Consider the following 15,973-nt stretch of genomic DNA (forward strand, 5'->3'; position numbering starts at 1 on the left):
GACCTGTCGCGGCACGGAGTGCCCCTCCCACATTGAATTAATTCCTATCCATCATTTTTTTAATCTCATGCCCCAACGTAACTCTTGACCCGCGGCGAGCGTGCGAGCCGTCGCGGTCAAAGAGCTGGTTCGGGATTATTTTAATCTTTTTTCAATCCATGCCGGATCTCGGCGACAATCCAAAACGGCCTGAACATGTACCACACGATTCACCAATTTATAGTAGATGGCGTAGGGGAATTTAGTGGCAAGCAAACAATGTCGCCCCGACCGAACTGGGTGAATACCGCCGAAAAGTTGGAGCGAATCAATGTCGGCCGATATCGAATCCAGAAAGTAATCCCCAAGTCCCGGATCTTGGGCTTCATAAAACAGAACCCCATCTACCAAGTCCCGTTCAGCTTCGTCAAGAATCCTGATTTTCACCGGGTTCGCTCTCGAATACGACGTTTGGCATCTCCCCAATCGCCATACACTGAGGTTCCTTCCTGAACCCTTAATTCGCGCGCCTTTAAAACATCAGCATGCCACGCCGGTACAGGAATATCTTTTGGGGTTCGCTTGAGGCTGTCCCATATTTCTTCCAAAGTTTTGAATTTGTCCGCAACGGTCATTTTGTCAAGGGGTAGTGCGATTTCCATAGGATCTCCCTCCAATCACTTAAAATTGTACCCTTTGATCTTGTCGTATTCAATTCTGATATTCTAGTCGCCTTCAACGTTTGCGAGCTCACCAGGGTGAGCAATACGTTGCGAGACTTTGTTCGGCTCTTTCCTAATTCCTAGTCCTACCATCACCTCCAGCGCACTAAGAGATTGATGAGCGCAAGCACAGGCAAGACGGTGGGAAATGAAAAGAACCTAAAATATGCACCGGGCTTTACGCCTTGTATTTGACTCTCAACATCCCGGTGCAGTGCCATTCTGCGCATCAATGATTGCACACGCAACATATCCACGAGATAGACGCCCATCATGGTCACGAGAGCTGATGTGGCTGACATCCGGTGTTGAAAGAATAGATCGCCCGCAACGGAAAAGAGCCCAAGGCATAGAACGATGTATTGTGCTCGTCGAACCGAAGATGGATCGCCCTGAATCCCATGGGTTCTGAATATATTCCTTCACGTTGCCCCAGAGGTGTCGGATTCCTTCCGGCGTGATGTCCCGAGTTGGCCCGTCTACTGACACAGGCTCCATCCGGTGTCGATCACTGGAGGGAGAGACGCAGGGAATCGCCATATCTAACTTCTCTCCCCATGGATAGTCCCGACTTCTGCCGTAGGCCGCAACCAGCCATTCTGCTTTTGTGGGAAGGCGGAAGAGACCGATCTGGCTGTGTTGTTTCGTCAACCATGCGCAGAAGTTCGTCGCGTCCGCGTAGGTGACAAGTGCGACGGGGTATCGTTCCTTGCTCTTGGGCGGCGTGGTCTCGTCCCACGTCAGGGAAAGGATGTCTGCATCCCAGGCGGGGCTTGCGGTACTCCATTGTCCACTTGAGCGAAGATCCCGCGCCTGACGAACGGTTAGCGAGTCATTCTTCCTCTGCTTTGTGTCGCGCAGGTATTGCGCGTACATTTCATTCGTCACCTCGGTTTCCAGAAGAAAAAACGCCGGCATGTTGGTGCCGTATTGCGCGGGATCGATCCGGCGAAATGTCATGTCCGCGACAGGCAGACGGAGGACGCCCTCGCCGTGAAGCAGGGCAGAGATGGACTCCGCCGTGGAGCATCCCGCAGCGAGGAGGAGAGTCAGAATCGCCATTGTCTTCGTTTTATCTCTCCCCCAACGGTGCCCTTGAGCCGCGCCGCGTGAGCGGCGTCGCGCTCGGAGGGCTGGTTGGGTTCAGATTTCGTCTTCATTAAGATCGGCAATCTTCATGAGAGCATGCAGAAGTCCGATTTTGAGCGGTTGTGATCCATGTATGGGGATCACGATGCGCTCTCGTCGTCCATCCTTCAGGAAGATGTGGTGGCTTCCCTTGACACGAGAGAGCTGCCACCCACGCCGCTGGATGGCCTTTGCAAGCTCCTTGCCCGTGATCTGCTTCACACGGCAAACTCCAGAACTCGATCTTCGGGGCGGGGTCTGGTCACCTCTTGCCCCGCCTCCAACCAGAGTTCAACGGCCTCCTTCAGGTTTCTTTTGATCTCAGCCAACGTCTCGCCCTGCGTTACGCACCCAGGCAAGGCAGGCACCTCAGCCCAGAAACCGCCTTCTTCTGCGTTGTGGATAATTGCTTGGATTTTCATGTCAATACCTTACCAGATGTTAAATTATCACTCAATCATTCATCTGATTACTCCAACGGTCGCCTTCACTTTCGGCGCGTCAGCGACGTAAAGTGCGAGGCGTGGTTGGAGTCGTTTTCCCGTATGTTTCAGCATACGAATCGAGAAGTCGGCGGATCATGGTTTGGTAAGGAGTGCCGTATTGGCTTGCGGCTTCCTTAAAGAAGGCGATGCTGCGCCGACTCAAGCCAATGGTCACTTTCTTACTATCCTCTTTGAAGGCAAGCTGATCTGGAGACGGCAGAAAATCTGTAATGATTTTGACTGGCCCAATGGGTTCAGCGCTGTATTTTGTTTTCGCTCTCATAAATTGCTTTTCCTTTCCGCCAGTAACCTGCGCCAATGATCCGGATCATGTCATTCCGATAAGTGAATCTAACTGTCATTACCCCTTCATCAACCTGACCGAAGCAGTAGAATCGCGACTCTGACTGACTGTGCGCCAAATCCTGGGCTATCACACGCTTCGGGTCGGCAAAGGCAAACTGTGCCCTTGAAAACGAAACCCCATGCTTTCTGAGGTTCTCCCTGTCCTTGGTATCATCCCATTCGAATCGAACCTTTGACATGACTATATCCTACAGATAACCGCCTATATCGGCAATATGAATATACATATTCATATATTGCTCCAACGTCACAATCTGGCTGAGGAGTGGAGCGACGATAGCCAGAATTGTGTTGTTGGCATGGTCTATTATCCATGAGCCAGTTTGGCTGATGCCAGACGATTCAGGCTGACACCGGCCTCTGCGGCCTCTAAAGCGAGTTCGCGATGCACATTGGGCGGGACTCGCACCATGAACTTACCACTGAATGATCGGTTTGCCAGCGGCTCAGGAATGGGTTCCCTCTGTTTATTCATATCCTCTATGACATCCGCCACAACGGAGCGAACGCCCCGAAGCGCAGCTTCGGGTGCTGCTGCCAGCCAGCTCAAACCCGGAAATTCCGCGCAAAGGCCAACATACTCATTGTCTTCTTCCGACCATGTGACGCGGTAGGTATAGTGATCATGCGGAATGGTTTTCATATTCCCACCTCTCAATTGCCTTCAATACTTGCCTGACCTGGTAAGCTTTAGCTTTCCCTTTGTCATCCTGAATGTTTACCCGTGGATCCCCCAGCCATGGTGTCCTGTAGATCCGATGGCTGGTTCCTTTTTGCCTTGGTTGCCCGAAAAAGTGCTCGCACGCACGGCACAAATCCGCAAACCGCACCCCTTTAGGGTTGCTTCGCATCTCTGTAACAATGTCTTCAACCGTGGCCATGAAAGGATAGTATCATTAATGATATCATTATCAATTAAATTTCTACTGCCAACGTTCACATTATGCCGCCGGAGCGTTTAGCGACGGTAGGCACGAGTGGGTTGTTGGGGTTGTCCTCGTTTTGATCATCCTGAGTTCCCCCAATGTGGGAGGCGCGCTCCGCGCGGCGATTCTTGTCCCGTTCAGATCCTCCCGGGACCTGTCGCGGCACGGAGTGCCCCTCCCACATTGGATGAATTCTTGTCCATCATCTCTTCAATTTCATCCCCAACGTCAGTGGCCAGGTTCGGCGACGTTAGGAGCCGTAGCCTGCGCCGCTTGGTTCTGCCTGTCGTTCCATTCATGCATTTGTTTTAAGCCTCGGAAGAACATGGCCGATTCGCAAAGGTGCGGCATAGCAGAACCGCATGCAAATCCGAAGAACATCCAGAGCAGGATGGCTTGTACTTTATAAACGATGCCTGTCCGCCGCCACAACCAGTGAACGGCAATAATGAGGGTTCGGGGCCTATTGTTTCTTCGTCCATTTGGCGATGTCGCCCAACGCCGCCTCGGCTTCCTGTTGATTGGATATTCCCCCAACAGACACCCATACGCCTCTCGGATCCAAAGTCTCGAACAGAAGGGGCAAATCTTTGGCCGGCAAACCGAGACACAATGCCTTCTTCTTGCTCTGAATGCGTTGATATACATCAATCGAGTCGACCCAGTAGTCGTGCCCCGCCCCGGGAACCCATTGAATCGCATCAATCTCCTGTATCTCGAGCAAGCGATCAAGATAGCGCAGCGCCTGAGGACCATCGAGATGGTAGATGCACCGATCCATGTGCCGGCATTCCCGGATGATCCCTGGAACGAAAAGCTCCTCAAAGGATTCGCTGGAGATCATGCAGGAGAAGTCATTAGACGGAACGTGGAACTTCCCCTTGCAGGTTGCGGGAAGCCAGGTCGTACTCGGCATGCCTGCGGCGGAAAGGACCTGGTGGAAATGGTCGTAAACCGCCAGAAATTCCGTCGTAATTCTGTCGCAGAGTCTCCTGATCTCCTCCGGATGTTCGAGGGTGTCGAGCAGCAACTCCTGCGGGTCGCGAAACGCGGCAATCGCATCGCCGCCACCGTGCAAATCGGTGTAGCCAACGATAAACTTCCCCTTGCCTGTCTCGATCAGCGCTTCGGTCATTTCCGTGATTTTGCGGAAGTAGAAGGAAGTCCTGTCCAGACGCAACCTCTCAACGGATTCATCGGACCAGTCGGCAAGGACAGGCTTGCTCCAGGCCGTATTCTCTCCGTACTCCATCTCGCAACCGTAGAACGCCGAGAAGACTTCAGGCCCCAGATTGGGCCATGTGATTGGAAGGCTGTCTGCGAAATGCACCGTATTCCGGAGGCGGGCGTAAGCCTGAGCCGCAATGTGCTCGGAGTCCATCCATCTGTCACGCAGGGATGCATGTTTCCTCTGTGGAACTGGCTTGCGAGCGGCCTCCGGCACGGGAAAAGTCATCGATACAAGCGGACGGTCCAGGACGGCACAATCCCACCACGCTTCGTAGCGATCGAGCACATTGTCGAAATCAGGTTTTAGTTCAAACATAGATTATTTTTTTGTTTTATTTTGTTCATCCTGTCCAAAATCTTTTATTTCGTCTGCCAACGGCGCAAATCAGGCTGAGCCGCGTTCAGCGGCGATAGCCTGAATTTGTTTGTTCGCCTATAATTTCATTGAGTCCTTCGACAATTTGGCTCATCTCTTCATCCGAAACATGTCCCATGCGTTTACCCAGTCGTTCAACGGAAAGCGTTCGGATCTGACTGATTTTCACCCATGTCGGCTTGGGGAGGGAAACGCTCGTGATTTCCATGGTGAGAGGGAATCCGGCCTTTTGGGGTTGGCTTGTTAGGGCCATGGCAATTACGGTTCCAGATCGATCATTAAAGATCTCCGGGCTAAGAATGAGGGCCGGGCGAAGCCCGGCCTGTTCATGCCCCTTCACCGGGTTCAGGTCAGCCCAGACGATGTCGCCCCTCAATATTCTGGCCATGACGCGACCTCCTTGGACATTCCTTCCTCCGCGAAGGCCTGTTCCGCCTTGGGATCAAGTTTTGCGCACTCAGTCGCAAGACGGTTGACGGAGAGACGCGTAACCTTTTCCTTTACCGCCTCCTGAATGGCGCGGCTCCGATTGGGAAAAATATGCCTCCTCACCAAGCGGTCTAGCTCAACAAGGATGTCCTCTTCCAACGAAATAGCGATTTTTGCAACAGCCATAATTGCCTCCTATTTATTACGGTATGACTATACTTCATACCTCCGTTTCCGGCAATCATTTTCGATTTGGCGAACGCGGCCAATCTTGCGCGGCGTACTCGCCGTCGTGAGGATTGGCTTGTTCGATGGTCATTTCTCTTTTTTGTTTGATTCCCAAAAACTGCGAGGATTCAGAATTCGAGCACCCTTGTATTCAGTGATGACCAGCAAATCTTTGTCTCCTGTGACTATGGCATCTGCATTCCCAGGATAAACCAACCCAAGAATCATCAGGTCATCGGGATCCCTGCAAATCCCCTTATCAACATGTTCCGGCTCGACGATTTCGGCGCCATGACGAAGCACTCTCACATATTCAGCAACAATAGCGGCCGGAACCTTGAGCTTGAATCTCAGCTTCTCTTCAATTTCCTTCAAAATTCCTTCACACAAAACGATGCGATGATGCTCAAGGCAAAGTTCCATGATTGCCTCACACAGGCCGCGAGAAGCGGCGCCGGCGATGGCAACATTGGCATCAATAATGACTCTCATGACAAGGCCTTGAAGATGTCGTCATCCGTCAGAAGTCCTTGGGCTTCGGCAAAGGGGAGAATTCTTTTGCGAACTGATCGGAATTTTTCGACGGCGATATAGCGCCTAAGGGACTCTCGCACAATGTCACTTACGGCCTTGTGCTCCTCCCGACTGATTTCATCTAGATCGCTTTTCAGCAACTCTGGCAAACGAATGGTGAGTGTTGTCATATCTATTTCTCTCCTGTAATACAATGTAGTGCATCACTCTTTGTTTGTCAATTTAATTGCATCGAACGCCGAAAGTCAGGTTCCGAGCGGGACGCGAGGTAACCTGGACTTTCTGGTTCGCAACTATTTCAATGCCCTTTGTATCCGCAAGGGATCTTGACGCAAATCCAGCACACGCCACACAATGACATCATGGCTTCTATTGATCTGGTAATAAACGGCATAGGGGAAACGCTTTGAGAGAAGGCGGTAATAGCCAAACACCTTGGGGTGAATTCCTGCATATAGAGCAAGGGCATCAATGTCGGAAGCTAAGGAATCTAAAAAATACTCGCTCAGTCCCTCGCCTTGCCGCGAATAGAAGATTCTTCCACGATCAAGGTCTTCGGACGCGGAAGCAAGTATCTTGATACTCATCGAATGCGTTTCCGGAGGTCCCGTTTCGCCTGTTCCCAGTCAAGAATCGGTTCTGCCCCGTTTTTGACCCTGCGCGCTGTTTTAGCCAAAACCTCCTTGTGCCACGCCGGAGACTCAGTCAAAACTTCATCTTGGGTTAGATCAACCCAGATCGCCTCCATCACGCGAAGTTTTTCTGGTCTTGATAAACGGTCAATTGCCAAGGTAGTTGTCATGTTTTTAATATTAATAGGAAGTTATCTGTATTTCAAATCAACTTTCAGATCATTTTCCTGATGCGAACGTGACTCTTGACCCGCGGCGAGCGTGCGAGCCGTCGTGGTCCAAAAGCTGGTTCGCTTCATCATATTTCTTCAGGACCAAGACGATCTTTCCATGAATCAGGGTGGCGATGGAGATTTTGGATAGCCACGACAAGGATGACCGACTCGCGAATCTGATAAATGACACCGTACGGAAAGCGTCTTGTCCGACACCGACGACTGCGCGCCGAAAGTAATGTCCAAGCATCAGGAAATTCCACGATGCAATTGAGGGTGTGGCTGATTTCCGCAGCAAATTCAAAGCCAAGCCCTTCAGCCTGCGTGTTATAATAACTTATAGCGTCAAAAAACTCTCGGTCGGCGGTTTGAAGAAACTCCACCGTCATGGGCGCAAACCTTCAACGCGCGCAAATATTTCCCGTGCAGAGGTGGATGCAATGCGCCCGGCATCGTAGGCATCAATCCGGTCCTCTGCCTCTCGCCCCCACTCAGCATCATTTGCCTGACGTGATGGAAAGCTGAAACTTGCAAATATCTGCTCAATTAACTCCGCACGCTCCAACGGCGAGAGGTGGAGTGCTTCCTCAAGGACTTGTGTTGCCTGGGCGGTCATGTATATATCTCCCTCAAATTCCTCACGATCATATCACATTGCCTTGAATTCCATCAATCTGTCTTCATTATTAATTCATTCAGCATGCGAACGCTCAAACTGTGCCGCCGGAGCGTTTAGCGACGGTAGGCACGAGTGGGTTGTTGGGGTTGTCCTCGTTTTGATCATCCTGAGTTCCCCCAATGTGGGAGGCGCGCTCCGCGCGGCGATTCTTGTCCCGTTCAGATCCTCCCGGGACCTGTCGCGGCACGGAGTGCCCCTCCCACATTGAATTAATTCCTATCCATCATTTTTTTAATCTCATGCCCCAACGTTCACACTGTGCCGCCGGAGCGTTTAGCGACGGTAGGCACGAGTGTGTTGTTGGCCGGATTCTATAATTCATCTCCGGGAAGCGGAGTTCTTTGGGGCACTCGATCAAGCACGCGCTTGAAGGCCCCTTTGTGCGCACGTTTGGCACGATCTTCAAGATAGGTTTCGGTGGTGAGAGCGGATATCTTCTCAGAAACAGCTGAGGTAATGAACAGGTTGATGGACACTCCATCCTGTTTGGCGATAGCCTTAATATGGCGGTGAACGGAATCCGGAAGCCGCAAGTTTAATGAACTCATTTTAGTTCTCCCAAATAGTCGGAGGGCTTGACGATTCGCACCCCGAAGCTTATAGCCAACTTAAAGTCTTTCACATTGTGCGTCACAATATCCACGCTGCCAGCAGCCACAGCCAATTCCAGAATGTGGTCATCCTTTGGATCGGAAAGTTGCGGGCGCCAAAGAAAATGAATTTTCCTGAATTCCGCCCGGCTACAGAGACCGTCCAGGACATCTTCAACATCCTGGACGGACAGTCCTAGCGAACGATGGCCCCGCTTCAAAACCTCTTCATATTCAAACAACAGCGTCGTTGACAGCAGGGGTGTGACCTGGCCCCTCTCAATCATGCGTAGAATCTGATAAGACGCACCTGTCGCCGAGTAAAGCCCAGCATACAGGACATTCGTGTCAATGACCGCCCTGTGTTGATTCATAAATGAACGATACTGAATACAGTATCGCTTATCAAATCTTTTCTTGGCCAACGTGACTTTTGAGGCGCGGCGAGCGTGCGAGCCGTCGCTCTCCAAAAGCTGGTTCGCAACTTCATTCATGAATTAATCAATTTGTCGTAATCGGCATGTGGGCCAATCCAGAACCAAACGATCCCTTCTGCGGAATCAACACCGAGGGCTCTATAATTCCGACCTACACGTGCTGACCAGAAACGGCCGGTCTTCTTGAGATGCAAGGAGGGATGGCGAGGATTTTCTTTAAGGAGCTGAAATTGTTGATCTGCTAAATCCCGAATTGTCACAGGTAGATCGTGGTAACATAACCAAAACTGTGAACTTGCCTTATGACTCACAAATCGGTGCACCTTCCATCGGCCAGATCGCGCAGCGCGCGATCGGCCAGATGATCCAAAGCGCCACTCCCCGCATCCTTTTCGATCTGCTTATCCCACAATTCCGCATCAAAGTTGTGAAACCATAACCGAAAAGCATTCAGCTGGCGTTTAGGTAAATGTGCCACCACTTGTTCAAGCTCTTTAACATCGGTTTTCATGTCTACATTTTAGCGACTCTGGATCGAGTTTATCAAGGGGGAATTGTTTTGTATTAATTTCTGCGAACGGTCACCTTCACTTTCGGCGCGTTAGCGACGTAAAGTGGGAGGTGTGGTTGGGGCATTCTATTCTCCCGGAATCAACTGACACTTGCCAGACTGATCATCCACCCAAACAAGAAAATGGTTTCCTGGGTACTTTTCCTTGCCTTCGTAAAACACCGACCATCGTTTGTTCTTCTCCGTGAACTCGTACTCTGCCCTTGGCTTCTCGTACTTCGCCAAGTTCCGTCCTTCCCTCACCGCTTCGCGGTTGGCAAGTTCAACGACGTGAGCCTGGACCATGATCGGTCCCCGTCTAGGGTTACCACCACCAGAGCGACAGGACGTCACTAGTGCAATCAGAATGCAGAGTCCAATTCCTATTGTTTTCATCATCTCTGGCCCCAACGTTCACATTGTGCCGCCGGAGCGTTTAGCGACGGTAGGCACGAGTGGGTTGTTGGGGTTGTCCTCGTTTTGATCATCCTGAGTTCCCCCAATGTGGGAGGCGCGCTCCGCGCGGCGATTCTTGTCCCGTTCAGATCCTCCCGGGACCTGTCGCGGCACGGAGTGCCCCTCCCACATTGAATTAATTCCTATCCATCATCTTTTTAATCTCATGCCCCAACGTCAGTGCTGTGGATCGGCGAGCTTGCGAGCCGTATCCTCCGGCGCTTGGTTCGATGCTCCCTTGTCTTTTAATCGTTTGTCAAGAAGTTGCTGATATGCCTTCTGGGCAATGTTGAGTGCCTCCTGTAAGACCACAGGCCGATTTGTTCCGCTGTGGGTAGCCTCAATTTTAAATCCCCTGCCGCCAATAAACCCGATCAGGAGAATCTTCCTGGGATCGTTTTGTGTGTACCAGCAATTCACGTCAAAGATCGGTCGTGAGACACCAGGGAGACCAATGAGCGTCCCGTTGCCGAGATATGATTTCAAGCCGGTACTTGGTTCGAATTCCTCATAACTCATAGGAGTTCCAGAGGTCGTGGTCAGATATGCCTGAATGCCGTAATTATTATACCCGTGATTATCTTCAACTTTGCCAGCATTCCATTCTGATGGCACTGCTTGATACGGCGCGAAATACCACCGCGTGTTCGAGTAGTACTTTTGCCAGTTCTCGACGGGTGCTTCGTCAGGGGGCGCACGCGTACAAGCGCTCATTGCGAGGATGGCTATGAGTAAGGTTGCGATCTGGATACATGCCTTCATATAGTGCATCGAACGTGGTTTTCACGCACGGCGCGATTTAGCGACGTAGCGTGGAAAAACTGGTTCTCCGGGTATCTAAATTAATTTCCTGGAGTTGACCGTTTTCCTGTCCCGAACTTTATTCCCGTTTTGGGCTTCCTGTCACCCGATTTTATTCATCAATCTATCATCATCTCATTCGGGGAACGCTCACAATCTGGCTGAGGAGCGGAGCGACGATAGCCAGAATTGTGTGGTTGGCGATCGATCTAATTCAGTTTTGACGGATCAAACAATCTGGCGCTGTGATACACCGTGAGGATTTCCACACAATATCCCTGCAACCGGTAGACAATCCTGTAATTGCCAAGAATAACTTCACGAATGTCAGGGTTAGACATTTCGGGCACCACTCTTCCGATCTTTGGGAAAGCGGCAATCCGATCAACGACAGCCATTACATCTGTTGCGAAGAGGCAAGCGTATTCCGGCGAGTCATGGGCAATGAACTCAGCGATGGCTTGCAGATCATCCGCAGCCTGCTCAGTCCACTTCACCTCAGCCATTTAGCCATCTTCTCCCTGACTTGGCTATGGGTAATGATTTTCCCAGCATCCGCCTGTTGGATGCCGCGCTCGACCTTTGCCATGAATAACAACCGCTCCATGACATCCTCTATCGAGCTGTCTTCAGGGAGATCCTGTACAGCGTGAAGTACTCTGTCTTTTGTTGTCATGACTAAATACTAGCACTCAGGTTAAATTCCGCAATAATATCTCTTCGCCAACGTTCACACTGTGCCACCGGAGCGTTTAGCGACGGTAGGCACGAGTGTGTTGTTGGGGTTGTCCTTGTTTTGACCATCCTGAGTTCCCCCAATGTGGGAGGCGCGCTCCGCGCGGCGATTCTTGTCCCGTTCAGATCCTCCCGGGACCTGTCGCGGCACGGAGTGCCCCTCCCACATTGAATTAATTCCTATCCATCATTTTTTTAATCTCATGCCCCAACGCCCGCCTTCAACGTTTGTCAACCCGCCAGGGTTGACAATACGTTGCGAGGCGTTGTTCGGTCAGATCTTGATTTCAAAGGTTATGAGTTTGTGTAATCTGTCCAAGACCGTTTTCCGACTCTTCTGGACGGATTCATGATTTGCCTCGGCCCAATAGCCGATCGCGAAGTCGTAATCTCCGTCCTCGTTCTTGCATTTGAACTCGTCCCACAGTTTGGTCAATCCATTCCTGCCCGCCCGATCCAATAAAGAGGCGCAGATCACAAAGTAGGCGTCAGTTTCCGCTACGCACTTCTCGACAACACTGGTTGGGTCGTTCTCCTGAGCGCCTTGGATTTCATGTATGAACGGAACTAACCGTGTCTTGAAATCCCCGAGCACTCGCATCTGTTCAGAGTACTTGCTGGTGCGAAGGGCCACATAGTAACCGACCAAGGCACCAAGCAGTGCGGACAGCCCGGGAACCACGAAGTCTTTCACTATTTCGTCCGTTATCTCGTTCATTCACATCTCTTTCGCATCGCTGTGCCAAATGTCTCGGTTCTGCATGTGGCGCGAGCGCCGCTTGCGATTCGGTTGTTCGATCCTGTCTTCTCTCAGTACACCACCACGAGAACCGTGGACTTGCGAACCTTCTCCACGGCTTCCTCAAAGGGCAACCTCTTCGTTTCCCCTGCAACTTGCGTCTGTTTGGATGCTTCCTGATTGTTCTCAATGAAGGCCATGCTGTAGGACTTCTTGACTGCATAGTTGACGTTTTGGGCGATGCTCCCCGTGTTTTGAACGACAAAGGCGTCATTCAGCCGAGCGACAATGACACCGGCGATGTTGCCGTTCTCATCAGCCAACGGCCCCCCGGAATTCCCCGGTTGGACGGCAGCATCAATCTGATACATGCGGACGTCATCCTGAATGCCGCGCAGACTACTGATCACGCCCTTCGTTACCTTTGGCGAAAACCCTTGCAGGTCGGGCAAAGGGAAGCCGACCGCAAAGACGGTTTGGCCGAGTTGCGCTGTAGGTTCTTTGGCAAACGTTGCAGGAGTGAAGTTGCCTTCGATCTTCAGGAGGACCAAGTCGTTATCGGGGTCACTCTCAATCAATCTTGCGTCGAAGGTTTGTTTCGCCGTTCTGACTTTGATCGCCTTCGCTCCTTCGGTAACATGGCAACTGGAAAGCACATAGCCGGAAGTCGTTATGATGAAGCCGGAGCCAAAGCCTCGGGGCTGAGTCTGTGCCGTCACTTCCATCCCCATCGCAGGTACGCGCCCTTTAGTCGCAGAGGATCTCGGGGCAAACGCTTTGGCGAAGGCTCTGGCAGTTTCAGCCTGATTGGGTGAGAGGGTCCTTTCCATGCGGTTGGCTTGCACAAGGGCGGGTTCGTGTCCATTGGATGCTGAGATGAGGAACCATTTGAGGGCTTCGACTGGGTCCTTAACAACCCCGAGGCCAGCCTCGTAGAGGGTGGCTATCGTGTATTGAGAATACCAATTCCCACCCTGAGCTGCCAGTAGGTGCCACTTGGCTCCGTCCTTGTACCAGGGGTACGGTTTGCCTCCAATCTCGATATTCAAGTAGAGCATGCCCAAACCAGCCTGCGCCATCTCGTCACCCGACTCAGCGGCAAGATGGAATAGTTCTTTGGCCTTTGAGTGGTTCTTCGCCACTCCACGGCCGTCGTAGTAAAGCACGGCAAGGTTGTACTGTGCGCGCCAGTCGTTTAACTTGGCGCCCTTCTCGTACCATTGGACCGCCTTGGTGAGGTCTGGCTTGATGTCCTGAATCTCCGCAGTTGCGCCGAATTTCGTTCCCGTGTCGTAGATTGTGGCCATGGCCAGAACAGCATCGGTGTCGCCCGAGTTGACTGCAGTCATTATTGCAGTGAGCGGTTTCTGCAGCCAGGGATTCGAGAGAAAATCGCCAGCAGGAATTTCCTCCTTCGCGAGTCCCAATGAGGCACAGAGAAGCCAACTCATGATTGTGAACGCACGTATAAAGGTCTTCATCATTCTTGCATCCTTTTTCTGGACCGAACGGTGGCGTTCACGGGCGCGAGCTTGCGAGCGTACCGTGCGACGCCTGGTTCGATCATCTGATCTTTAGGTAGGGACGGACGCTTGCGGCGACAGAGGATACCTGGTTTCGCAATGTCTCGCCGAACGAATCCAGTGCTTTCCCGTCGGGCGCAAGCGGCCCCATCACCATTGCTTCTGTCTCTTGGAAGGTTTGCTTGTTCGCCCCTTCCAGGTGGTCCCGCCTGTGATCGAGGTAGAACTGAAGCGCTGCGGTGAGTTTCGATAGGCTCCCCTGAAAGATGGTGAGTTTCTCGTTTACCTTCGGCCCCCAAAGCACTTCTGCCTCAAGGGCCTCAATCTCCATTTTGGAGATGGCCTCCTGTACGCGCTCCCACCGCCTCACGTAGGCCGTCCTGAACATCCGGTCGTGGTCGGTAAGAGCCTGTTGAAGCTCCTCATCCCGAAGTTTGTCTCGCGTTGCGTTGTACATTTCCGCAGCACTCACAAACGGGGAGCGCAACGCCTCTACCCGGTCCCGGACATGGTACACGGCGCGCAGAAGACTACGTGCGAGTTCATATTGGGTCTTGCCAGCCAGTTGTCGTTGCCACGTCTTCAGTCCCAAGATTGCCACAACGCAACCTATGGTGGCAAACACCGCTTGGTAGGCGTCTTTGCTGTTCCCAAGAGCCGTTATAATGTCATTCCACATTTCTTTGTTCTCCGATCGAACGTGGGTCTTCACGCGCGGCGCGGGCAGCGACGTCGCGTGCGAGACCGTTCGCATTGTGATCTTCTCCGTTACTTGAACATGCGTCGCCAGAAACTCAAGAAGACCGGCCAGAAAAGAACTGCCGTAATCATGCCAGTGATGCGTGTCTCACGCCGGGCGAGATATAATGGTCTGTTGGTGATGGGTTGCGTAAGGTCACGGAACAACATCAACACACCGATTACGAGATATACAACGACGAAAACCAGCATACTATCGCTCCTATTGCTGAGGGTTTACCGACCGACTGACGGCCTGTTCTATACGAAGATCAATGTCTGTGTGCCCGAGGCTCCTGGCTTTCTGAATGTCCACGTACGATTGCTTGTAGTCCCCCTTCACATAACTGGAGACACCGCGAAGGTAATACGTCTGGCCATTGGATGGGTCAATCTCGATGGCCTTCGAATAGTCCGAAATGGCTTTAGCGAGTTGTTCATCGTAGAAGGCGGTATCCGCCTTTGGGGTGGTCAATTTGTTGTAGGCATTCCCTCTGTTGATGTAGGCCGGAGCAAATCTCGGATCTTTTTCAACTGCCAATGTCAACAGTTGTATTGCCTTCTCATACTGCCCTTTCGAGCTTGCGATTGTGCCTTTGTTGTAAAGATCAACCACGTCTGGTGATGCATCCACTTCCATGGGCTGACTCGTTTTCTTACCGCCAAACAAGAATCCAAACATGTTTTCCTCCTTCTTTTGTTGCGAACGTTGGCGGTGACCGGCGGTGAGCCCGACAGGGTTCACCGTACGTGTCCGCCGCCTTGTTCGGCGTCCATTTCGATTTCTTTGTTCAGACTACAAACAGCATTATGATGCCTGACAGAATCCAAGCAACTCCCAAAGCCACGGCCATCGAAGGTTTCATTTCGACCCCGAAGTTAGCTCCTTGGAGTTGCTTGGCCTTTTCTGAGTTCCAGATGCGTTTTGACAAAGCGTTGAACCAATTGGCAATCATTCCTCGAAAAACAATGAAGGCCACGCCCATCACGATAAAAATTGCCCCCGGCACTTCAAGATGTGGTCCGCCTATCATCAATCATTCCTCTTTGCCGAACATTATATTATGCGTCACGCATAGCATCGCGCGTTCATTTAATTTCCTTTCAAAATATCAAAACCTCCGTTGACAGTCAATAGGTTACGGATATAATCTAACGGATAGCAAAATATTAACTAGTTGTGATATGCGTCAATCGGTTCGGTGCGGGGTAGCGCCGCTGAATACCAACGCCCTGCTCTCGGACGGCGAGCTTGCGAGCCGTACCGAGGAGCGGGTGGTTCTCCTTTTATTTATCCTTCGGAATCCTGGTCAAGATAAGAAATTCAGTTTAAACAGAAGCACGCAAAGAACGCGAAGTTAAGAAATATTCTTACCGCCGCAGGCGGCATGCACATGCATTTCTTTGCGGTCTTCGCGAGCTTCCATGAGAAGGCTAAGTCAAGCGGTCCGTTCACGGACACCATATTTTCTTTT

General features: G+C 51.6%; 34 protein-coding genes. All 34 read right to left on the bottom strand.

Features of this window, described 5'->3' with window-relative positions:
- Window positions 1-135: 135 nt before the first annotated feature.
- Window positions 136-426: a type II toxin-antitoxin system RelE/ParE family toxin gene (locus WCI03_13290; GenBank protein MEI8140826.1), complete on the bottom strand. Its 291-nt coding sequence runs from the start codon at window positions 424-426 to the stop codon at window positions 136-138.
- On the bottom strand, window positions 423-641 hold the full coding sequence (locus tag WCI03_13295) for an addiction module protein (protein MEI8140827.1): 219 nt from the start codon (window positions 639-641) through the stop codon (window positions 423-425). Before WCI03_13295 ends, WCI03_13290 begins: the two co-directional genes overlap by 4 nt.
- A gap of 258 nt (window positions 642-899) precedes the next feature.
- Window positions 900-1,763, bottom strand: a complete 864-nt coding sequence (locus WCI03_13300; GenBank protein ID MEI8140828.1) for an SUMF1/EgtB/PvdO family nonheme iron enzyme — start codon at window positions 1,761-1,763, stop codon at window positions 900-902.
- An 81-nt stretch (window positions 1,764-1,844) separates the two neighbouring features.
- Entirely contained in the window at window positions 1,845-2,051 is a 207-nt protein-coding gene (locus WCI03_13305; GenBank protein ID MEI8140829.1) for a type II toxin-antitoxin system HicA family toxin, read from the bottom strand.
- Window positions 2,048-2,251 (bottom strand): type II toxin-antitoxin system HicB family antitoxin, encoded by a 204-nt coding sequence (locus tag WCI03_13310; protein MEI8140830.1) that lies wholly within the window; start codon window positions 2,249-2,251, stop codon window positions 2,048-2,050. The genes WCI03_13305 and WCI03_13310 overlap by 4 nt, the downstream gene beginning before the upstream one ends.
- A 79-nt stretch (window positions 2,252-2,330) precedes the next feature.
- Complete coding sequence (locus WCI03_13315) at window positions 2,331-2,597, bottom strand: CopG family transcriptional regulator (GenBank protein MEI8140831.1); 267 nt, start codon at window positions 2,595-2,597, stop codon at window positions 2,331-2,333.
- Window positions 2,569-2,859, bottom strand: coding sequence for a BrnT family toxin (locus WCI03_13320; GenBank protein MEI8140832.1), 291 nt, complete (start codon window positions 2,857-2,859; stop codon window positions 2,569-2,571). The genes WCI03_13315 and WCI03_13320 overlap by 29 nt, the downstream gene beginning before the upstream one ends.
- Window positions 2,860-2,987: 128 nt before the next feature.
- Entirely contained in the window at window positions 2,988-3,323 is a 336-nt protein-coding gene (locus WCI03_13325) for a toxin-antitoxin system HicB family antitoxin (protein MEI8140833.1), read from the bottom strand.
- 293 nt (window positions 3,324-3,616) lie between these two features.
- Window positions 3,617-3,772, bottom strand: a complete 156-nt coding sequence (locus tag WCI03_13330) for a hypothetical protein (GenBank protein ID MEI8140834.1) — start codon at window positions 3,770-3,772, stop codon at window positions 3,617-3,619.
- 297 nt (window positions 3,773-4,069) lie between these two features.
- The gene (locus WCI03_13335; GenBank protein MEI8140835.1) at window positions 4,070-5,152 is read right to left on the bottom strand and encodes a hypothetical protein; all 1,083 of its coding nucleotides are present in this window, start codon (window positions 5,150-5,152) and stop codon (window positions 4,070-4,072) included.
- Between the two features lie 85 nt (window positions 5,153-5,237).
- Window positions 5,238-5,600, bottom strand: a complete 363-nt coding sequence (locus WCI03_13340; protein ID MEI8140836.1) for a type II toxin-antitoxin system PemK/MazF family toxin — start codon at window positions 5,598-5,600, stop codon at window positions 5,238-5,240.
- Window positions 5,585-5,827, bottom strand: coding sequence for a ribbon-helix-helix domain-containing protein (locus WCI03_13345; protein MEI8140837.1), 243 nt, complete (start codon window positions 5,825-5,827; stop codon window positions 5,585-5,587). Before WCI03_13345 ends, WCI03_13340 begins: the two co-directional genes overlap by 16 nt.
- Before the next feature lie 129 nt (window positions 5,828-5,956).
- Window positions 5,957-6,361, bottom strand: coding sequence for a putative toxin-antitoxin system toxin component, PIN family (locus WCI03_13350; protein ID MEI8140838.1), 405 nt, complete (start codon window positions 6,359-6,361; stop codon window positions 5,957-5,959).
- On the bottom strand, window positions 6,358-6,573 hold the full coding sequence (locus tag WCI03_13355) for a ribbon-helix-helix protein, CopG family (protein ID MEI8140839.1): 216 nt from the start codon (window positions 6,571-6,573) through the stop codon (window positions 6,358-6,360). Before WCI03_13355 ends, WCI03_13350 begins: the two co-directional genes overlap by 4 nt.
- Before the next feature lie 123 nt (window positions 6,574-6,696).
- A complete protein-coding gene (locus WCI03_13360; protein MEI8140840.1) occupies window positions 6,697-6,990 on the bottom strand; it encodes a type II toxin-antitoxin system RelE/ParE family toxin in 294 nt (97 codons plus the stop codon).
- Window positions 6,987-7,205 (bottom strand): addiction module protein, encoded by a 219-nt coding sequence (locus WCI03_13365; GenBank protein MEI8140841.1) that lies wholly within the window; start codon window positions 7,203-7,205, stop codon window positions 6,987-6,989. Before WCI03_13365 ends, WCI03_13360 begins: the two co-directional genes overlap by 4 nt.
- A 128-nt stretch (window positions 7,206-7,333) precedes the next feature.
- A complete protein-coding gene (locus WCI03_13370) occupies window positions 7,334-7,639 on the bottom strand; it encodes a type II toxin-antitoxin system RelE/ParE family toxin (GenBank protein MEI8140842.1) in 306 nt (101 codons plus the stop codon).
- Window positions 7,636-7,866 (bottom strand): addiction module protein, encoded by a 231-nt coding sequence (locus WCI03_13375; protein ID MEI8140843.1) that lies wholly within the window; start codon window positions 7,864-7,866, stop codon window positions 7,636-7,638. The genes WCI03_13370 and WCI03_13375 overlap by 4 nt, the downstream gene beginning before the upstream one ends.
- 94 nt (window positions 7,867-7,960) lie before the next feature.
- A complete protein-coding gene (locus tag WCI03_13380) occupies window positions 7,961-8,116 on the bottom strand; it encodes a hypothetical protein (GenBank protein ID MEI8140844.1) in 156 nt (51 codons plus the stop codon).
- 124 nt (window positions 8,117-8,240) lie between these two features.
- The gene (locus WCI03_13385) at window positions 8,241-8,477 is read right to left on the bottom strand and encodes a toxin-antitoxin system HicB family antitoxin (GenBank protein MEI8140845.1); all 237 of its coding nucleotides are present in this window, start codon (window positions 8,475-8,477) and stop codon (window positions 8,241-8,243) included.
- Entirely contained in the window at window positions 8,474-9,013 is a 540-nt protein-coding gene (locus tag WCI03_13390; GenBank protein ID MEI8140846.1) for a putative toxin-antitoxin system toxin component, PIN family, read from the bottom strand. Before WCI03_13390 ends, WCI03_13385 begins: the two co-directional genes overlap by 4 nt.
- A 250-nt stretch (window positions 9,014-9,263) precedes the next feature.
- Window positions 9,264-9,467, bottom strand: coding sequence for a hypothetical protein (locus WCI03_13395; protein ID MEI8140847.1), 204 nt, complete (start codon window positions 9,465-9,467; stop codon window positions 9,264-9,266).
- A gap of 126 nt (window positions 9,468-9,593) precedes the next feature.
- The gene (locus WCI03_13400) at window positions 9,594-9,905 is read right to left on the bottom strand and encodes a hypothetical protein (protein MEI8140848.1); all 312 of its coding nucleotides are present in this window, start codon (window positions 9,903-9,905) and stop codon (window positions 9,594-9,596) included.
- Window positions 9,906-9,920: 15 nt separating this feature from the next.
- A complete protein-coding gene (locus WCI03_13405) occupies window positions 9,921-10,076 on the bottom strand; it encodes a hypothetical protein (GenBank protein MEI8140849.1) in 156 nt (51 codons plus the stop codon).
- 63 nt (window positions 10,077-10,139) lie between these two features.
- Entirely contained in the window at window positions 10,140-10,724 is a 585-nt protein-coding gene (locus WCI03_13410) for a hypothetical protein (protein MEI8140850.1), read from the bottom strand.
- Between the two features lie 248 nt (window positions 10,725-10,972).
- Window positions 10,973-11,269: a type II toxin-antitoxin system RelE/ParE family toxin gene (locus tag WCI03_13415; protein ID MEI8140851.1), complete on the bottom strand. Its 297-nt coding sequence runs from the start codon at window positions 11,267-11,269 to the stop codon at window positions 10,973-10,975.
- Complete coding sequence (locus tag WCI03_13420) at window positions 11,257-11,439, bottom strand: hypothetical protein (protein MEI8140852.1); 183 nt, start codon at window positions 11,437-11,439, stop codon at window positions 11,257-11,259. Before WCI03_13420 ends, WCI03_13415 begins: the two co-directional genes overlap by 13 nt.
- Window positions 11,440-11,493: 54 nt before the next feature.
- Complete coding sequence (locus WCI03_13425) at window positions 11,494-11,649, bottom strand: hypothetical protein (protein ID MEI8140853.1); 156 nt, start codon at window positions 11,647-11,649, stop codon at window positions 11,494-11,496.
- A gap of 123 nt (window positions 11,650-11,772) precedes the next feature.
- The gene (locus WCI03_13430) at window positions 11,773-12,216 is read right to left on the bottom strand and encodes a hypothetical protein (GenBank protein ID MEI8140854.1); all 444 of its coding nucleotides are present in this window, start codon (window positions 12,214-12,216) and stop codon (window positions 11,773-11,775) included.
- A gap of 92 nt (window positions 12,217-12,308) precedes the next feature.
- Window positions 12,309-13,721 (bottom strand): trypsin-like peptidase domain-containing protein, encoded by a 1,413-nt coding sequence (locus WCI03_13435; protein ID MEI8140855.1) that lies wholly within the window; start codon window positions 13,719-13,721, stop codon window positions 12,309-12,311.
- A 79-nt stretch (window positions 13,722-13,800) separates the two neighbouring features.
- Window positions 13,801-14,514, bottom strand: a complete 714-nt coding sequence (locus WCI03_13440; protein MEI8140856.1) for a hypothetical protein — start codon at window positions 14,512-14,514, stop codon at window positions 13,801-13,803.
- A 14-nt stretch (window positions 14,515-14,528) separates the two neighbouring features.
- Window positions 14,529-14,711: a hypothetical protein gene (locus WCI03_13445; GenBank protein ID MEI8140857.1), complete on the bottom strand. Its 183-nt coding sequence runs from the start codon at window positions 14,709-14,711 to the stop codon at window positions 14,529-14,531.
- 10 nt (window positions 14,712-14,721) lie between these two features.
- On the bottom strand, window positions 14,722-15,180 hold the full coding sequence (locus WCI03_13450) for a tetratricopeptide repeat protein (GenBank protein ID MEI8140858.1): 459 nt from the start codon (window positions 15,178-15,180) through the stop codon (window positions 14,722-14,724).
- Window positions 15,181-15,289: 109 nt separating this feature from the next.
- Window positions 15,290-15,532, bottom strand: coding sequence for a hypothetical protein (locus WCI03_13455; protein ID MEI8140859.1), 243 nt, complete (start codon window positions 15,530-15,532; stop codon window positions 15,290-15,292).
- Between the last annotated feature and the right edge of the window lie 441 nt (window positions 15,533-15,973).

This window comes from bacterium (assembly GCA_037143175.1).
GTDB lineage: Bacteria > Verrucomicrobiota > Kiritimatiellia > CAIKKV01 > CAITUY01 > JAABPW01.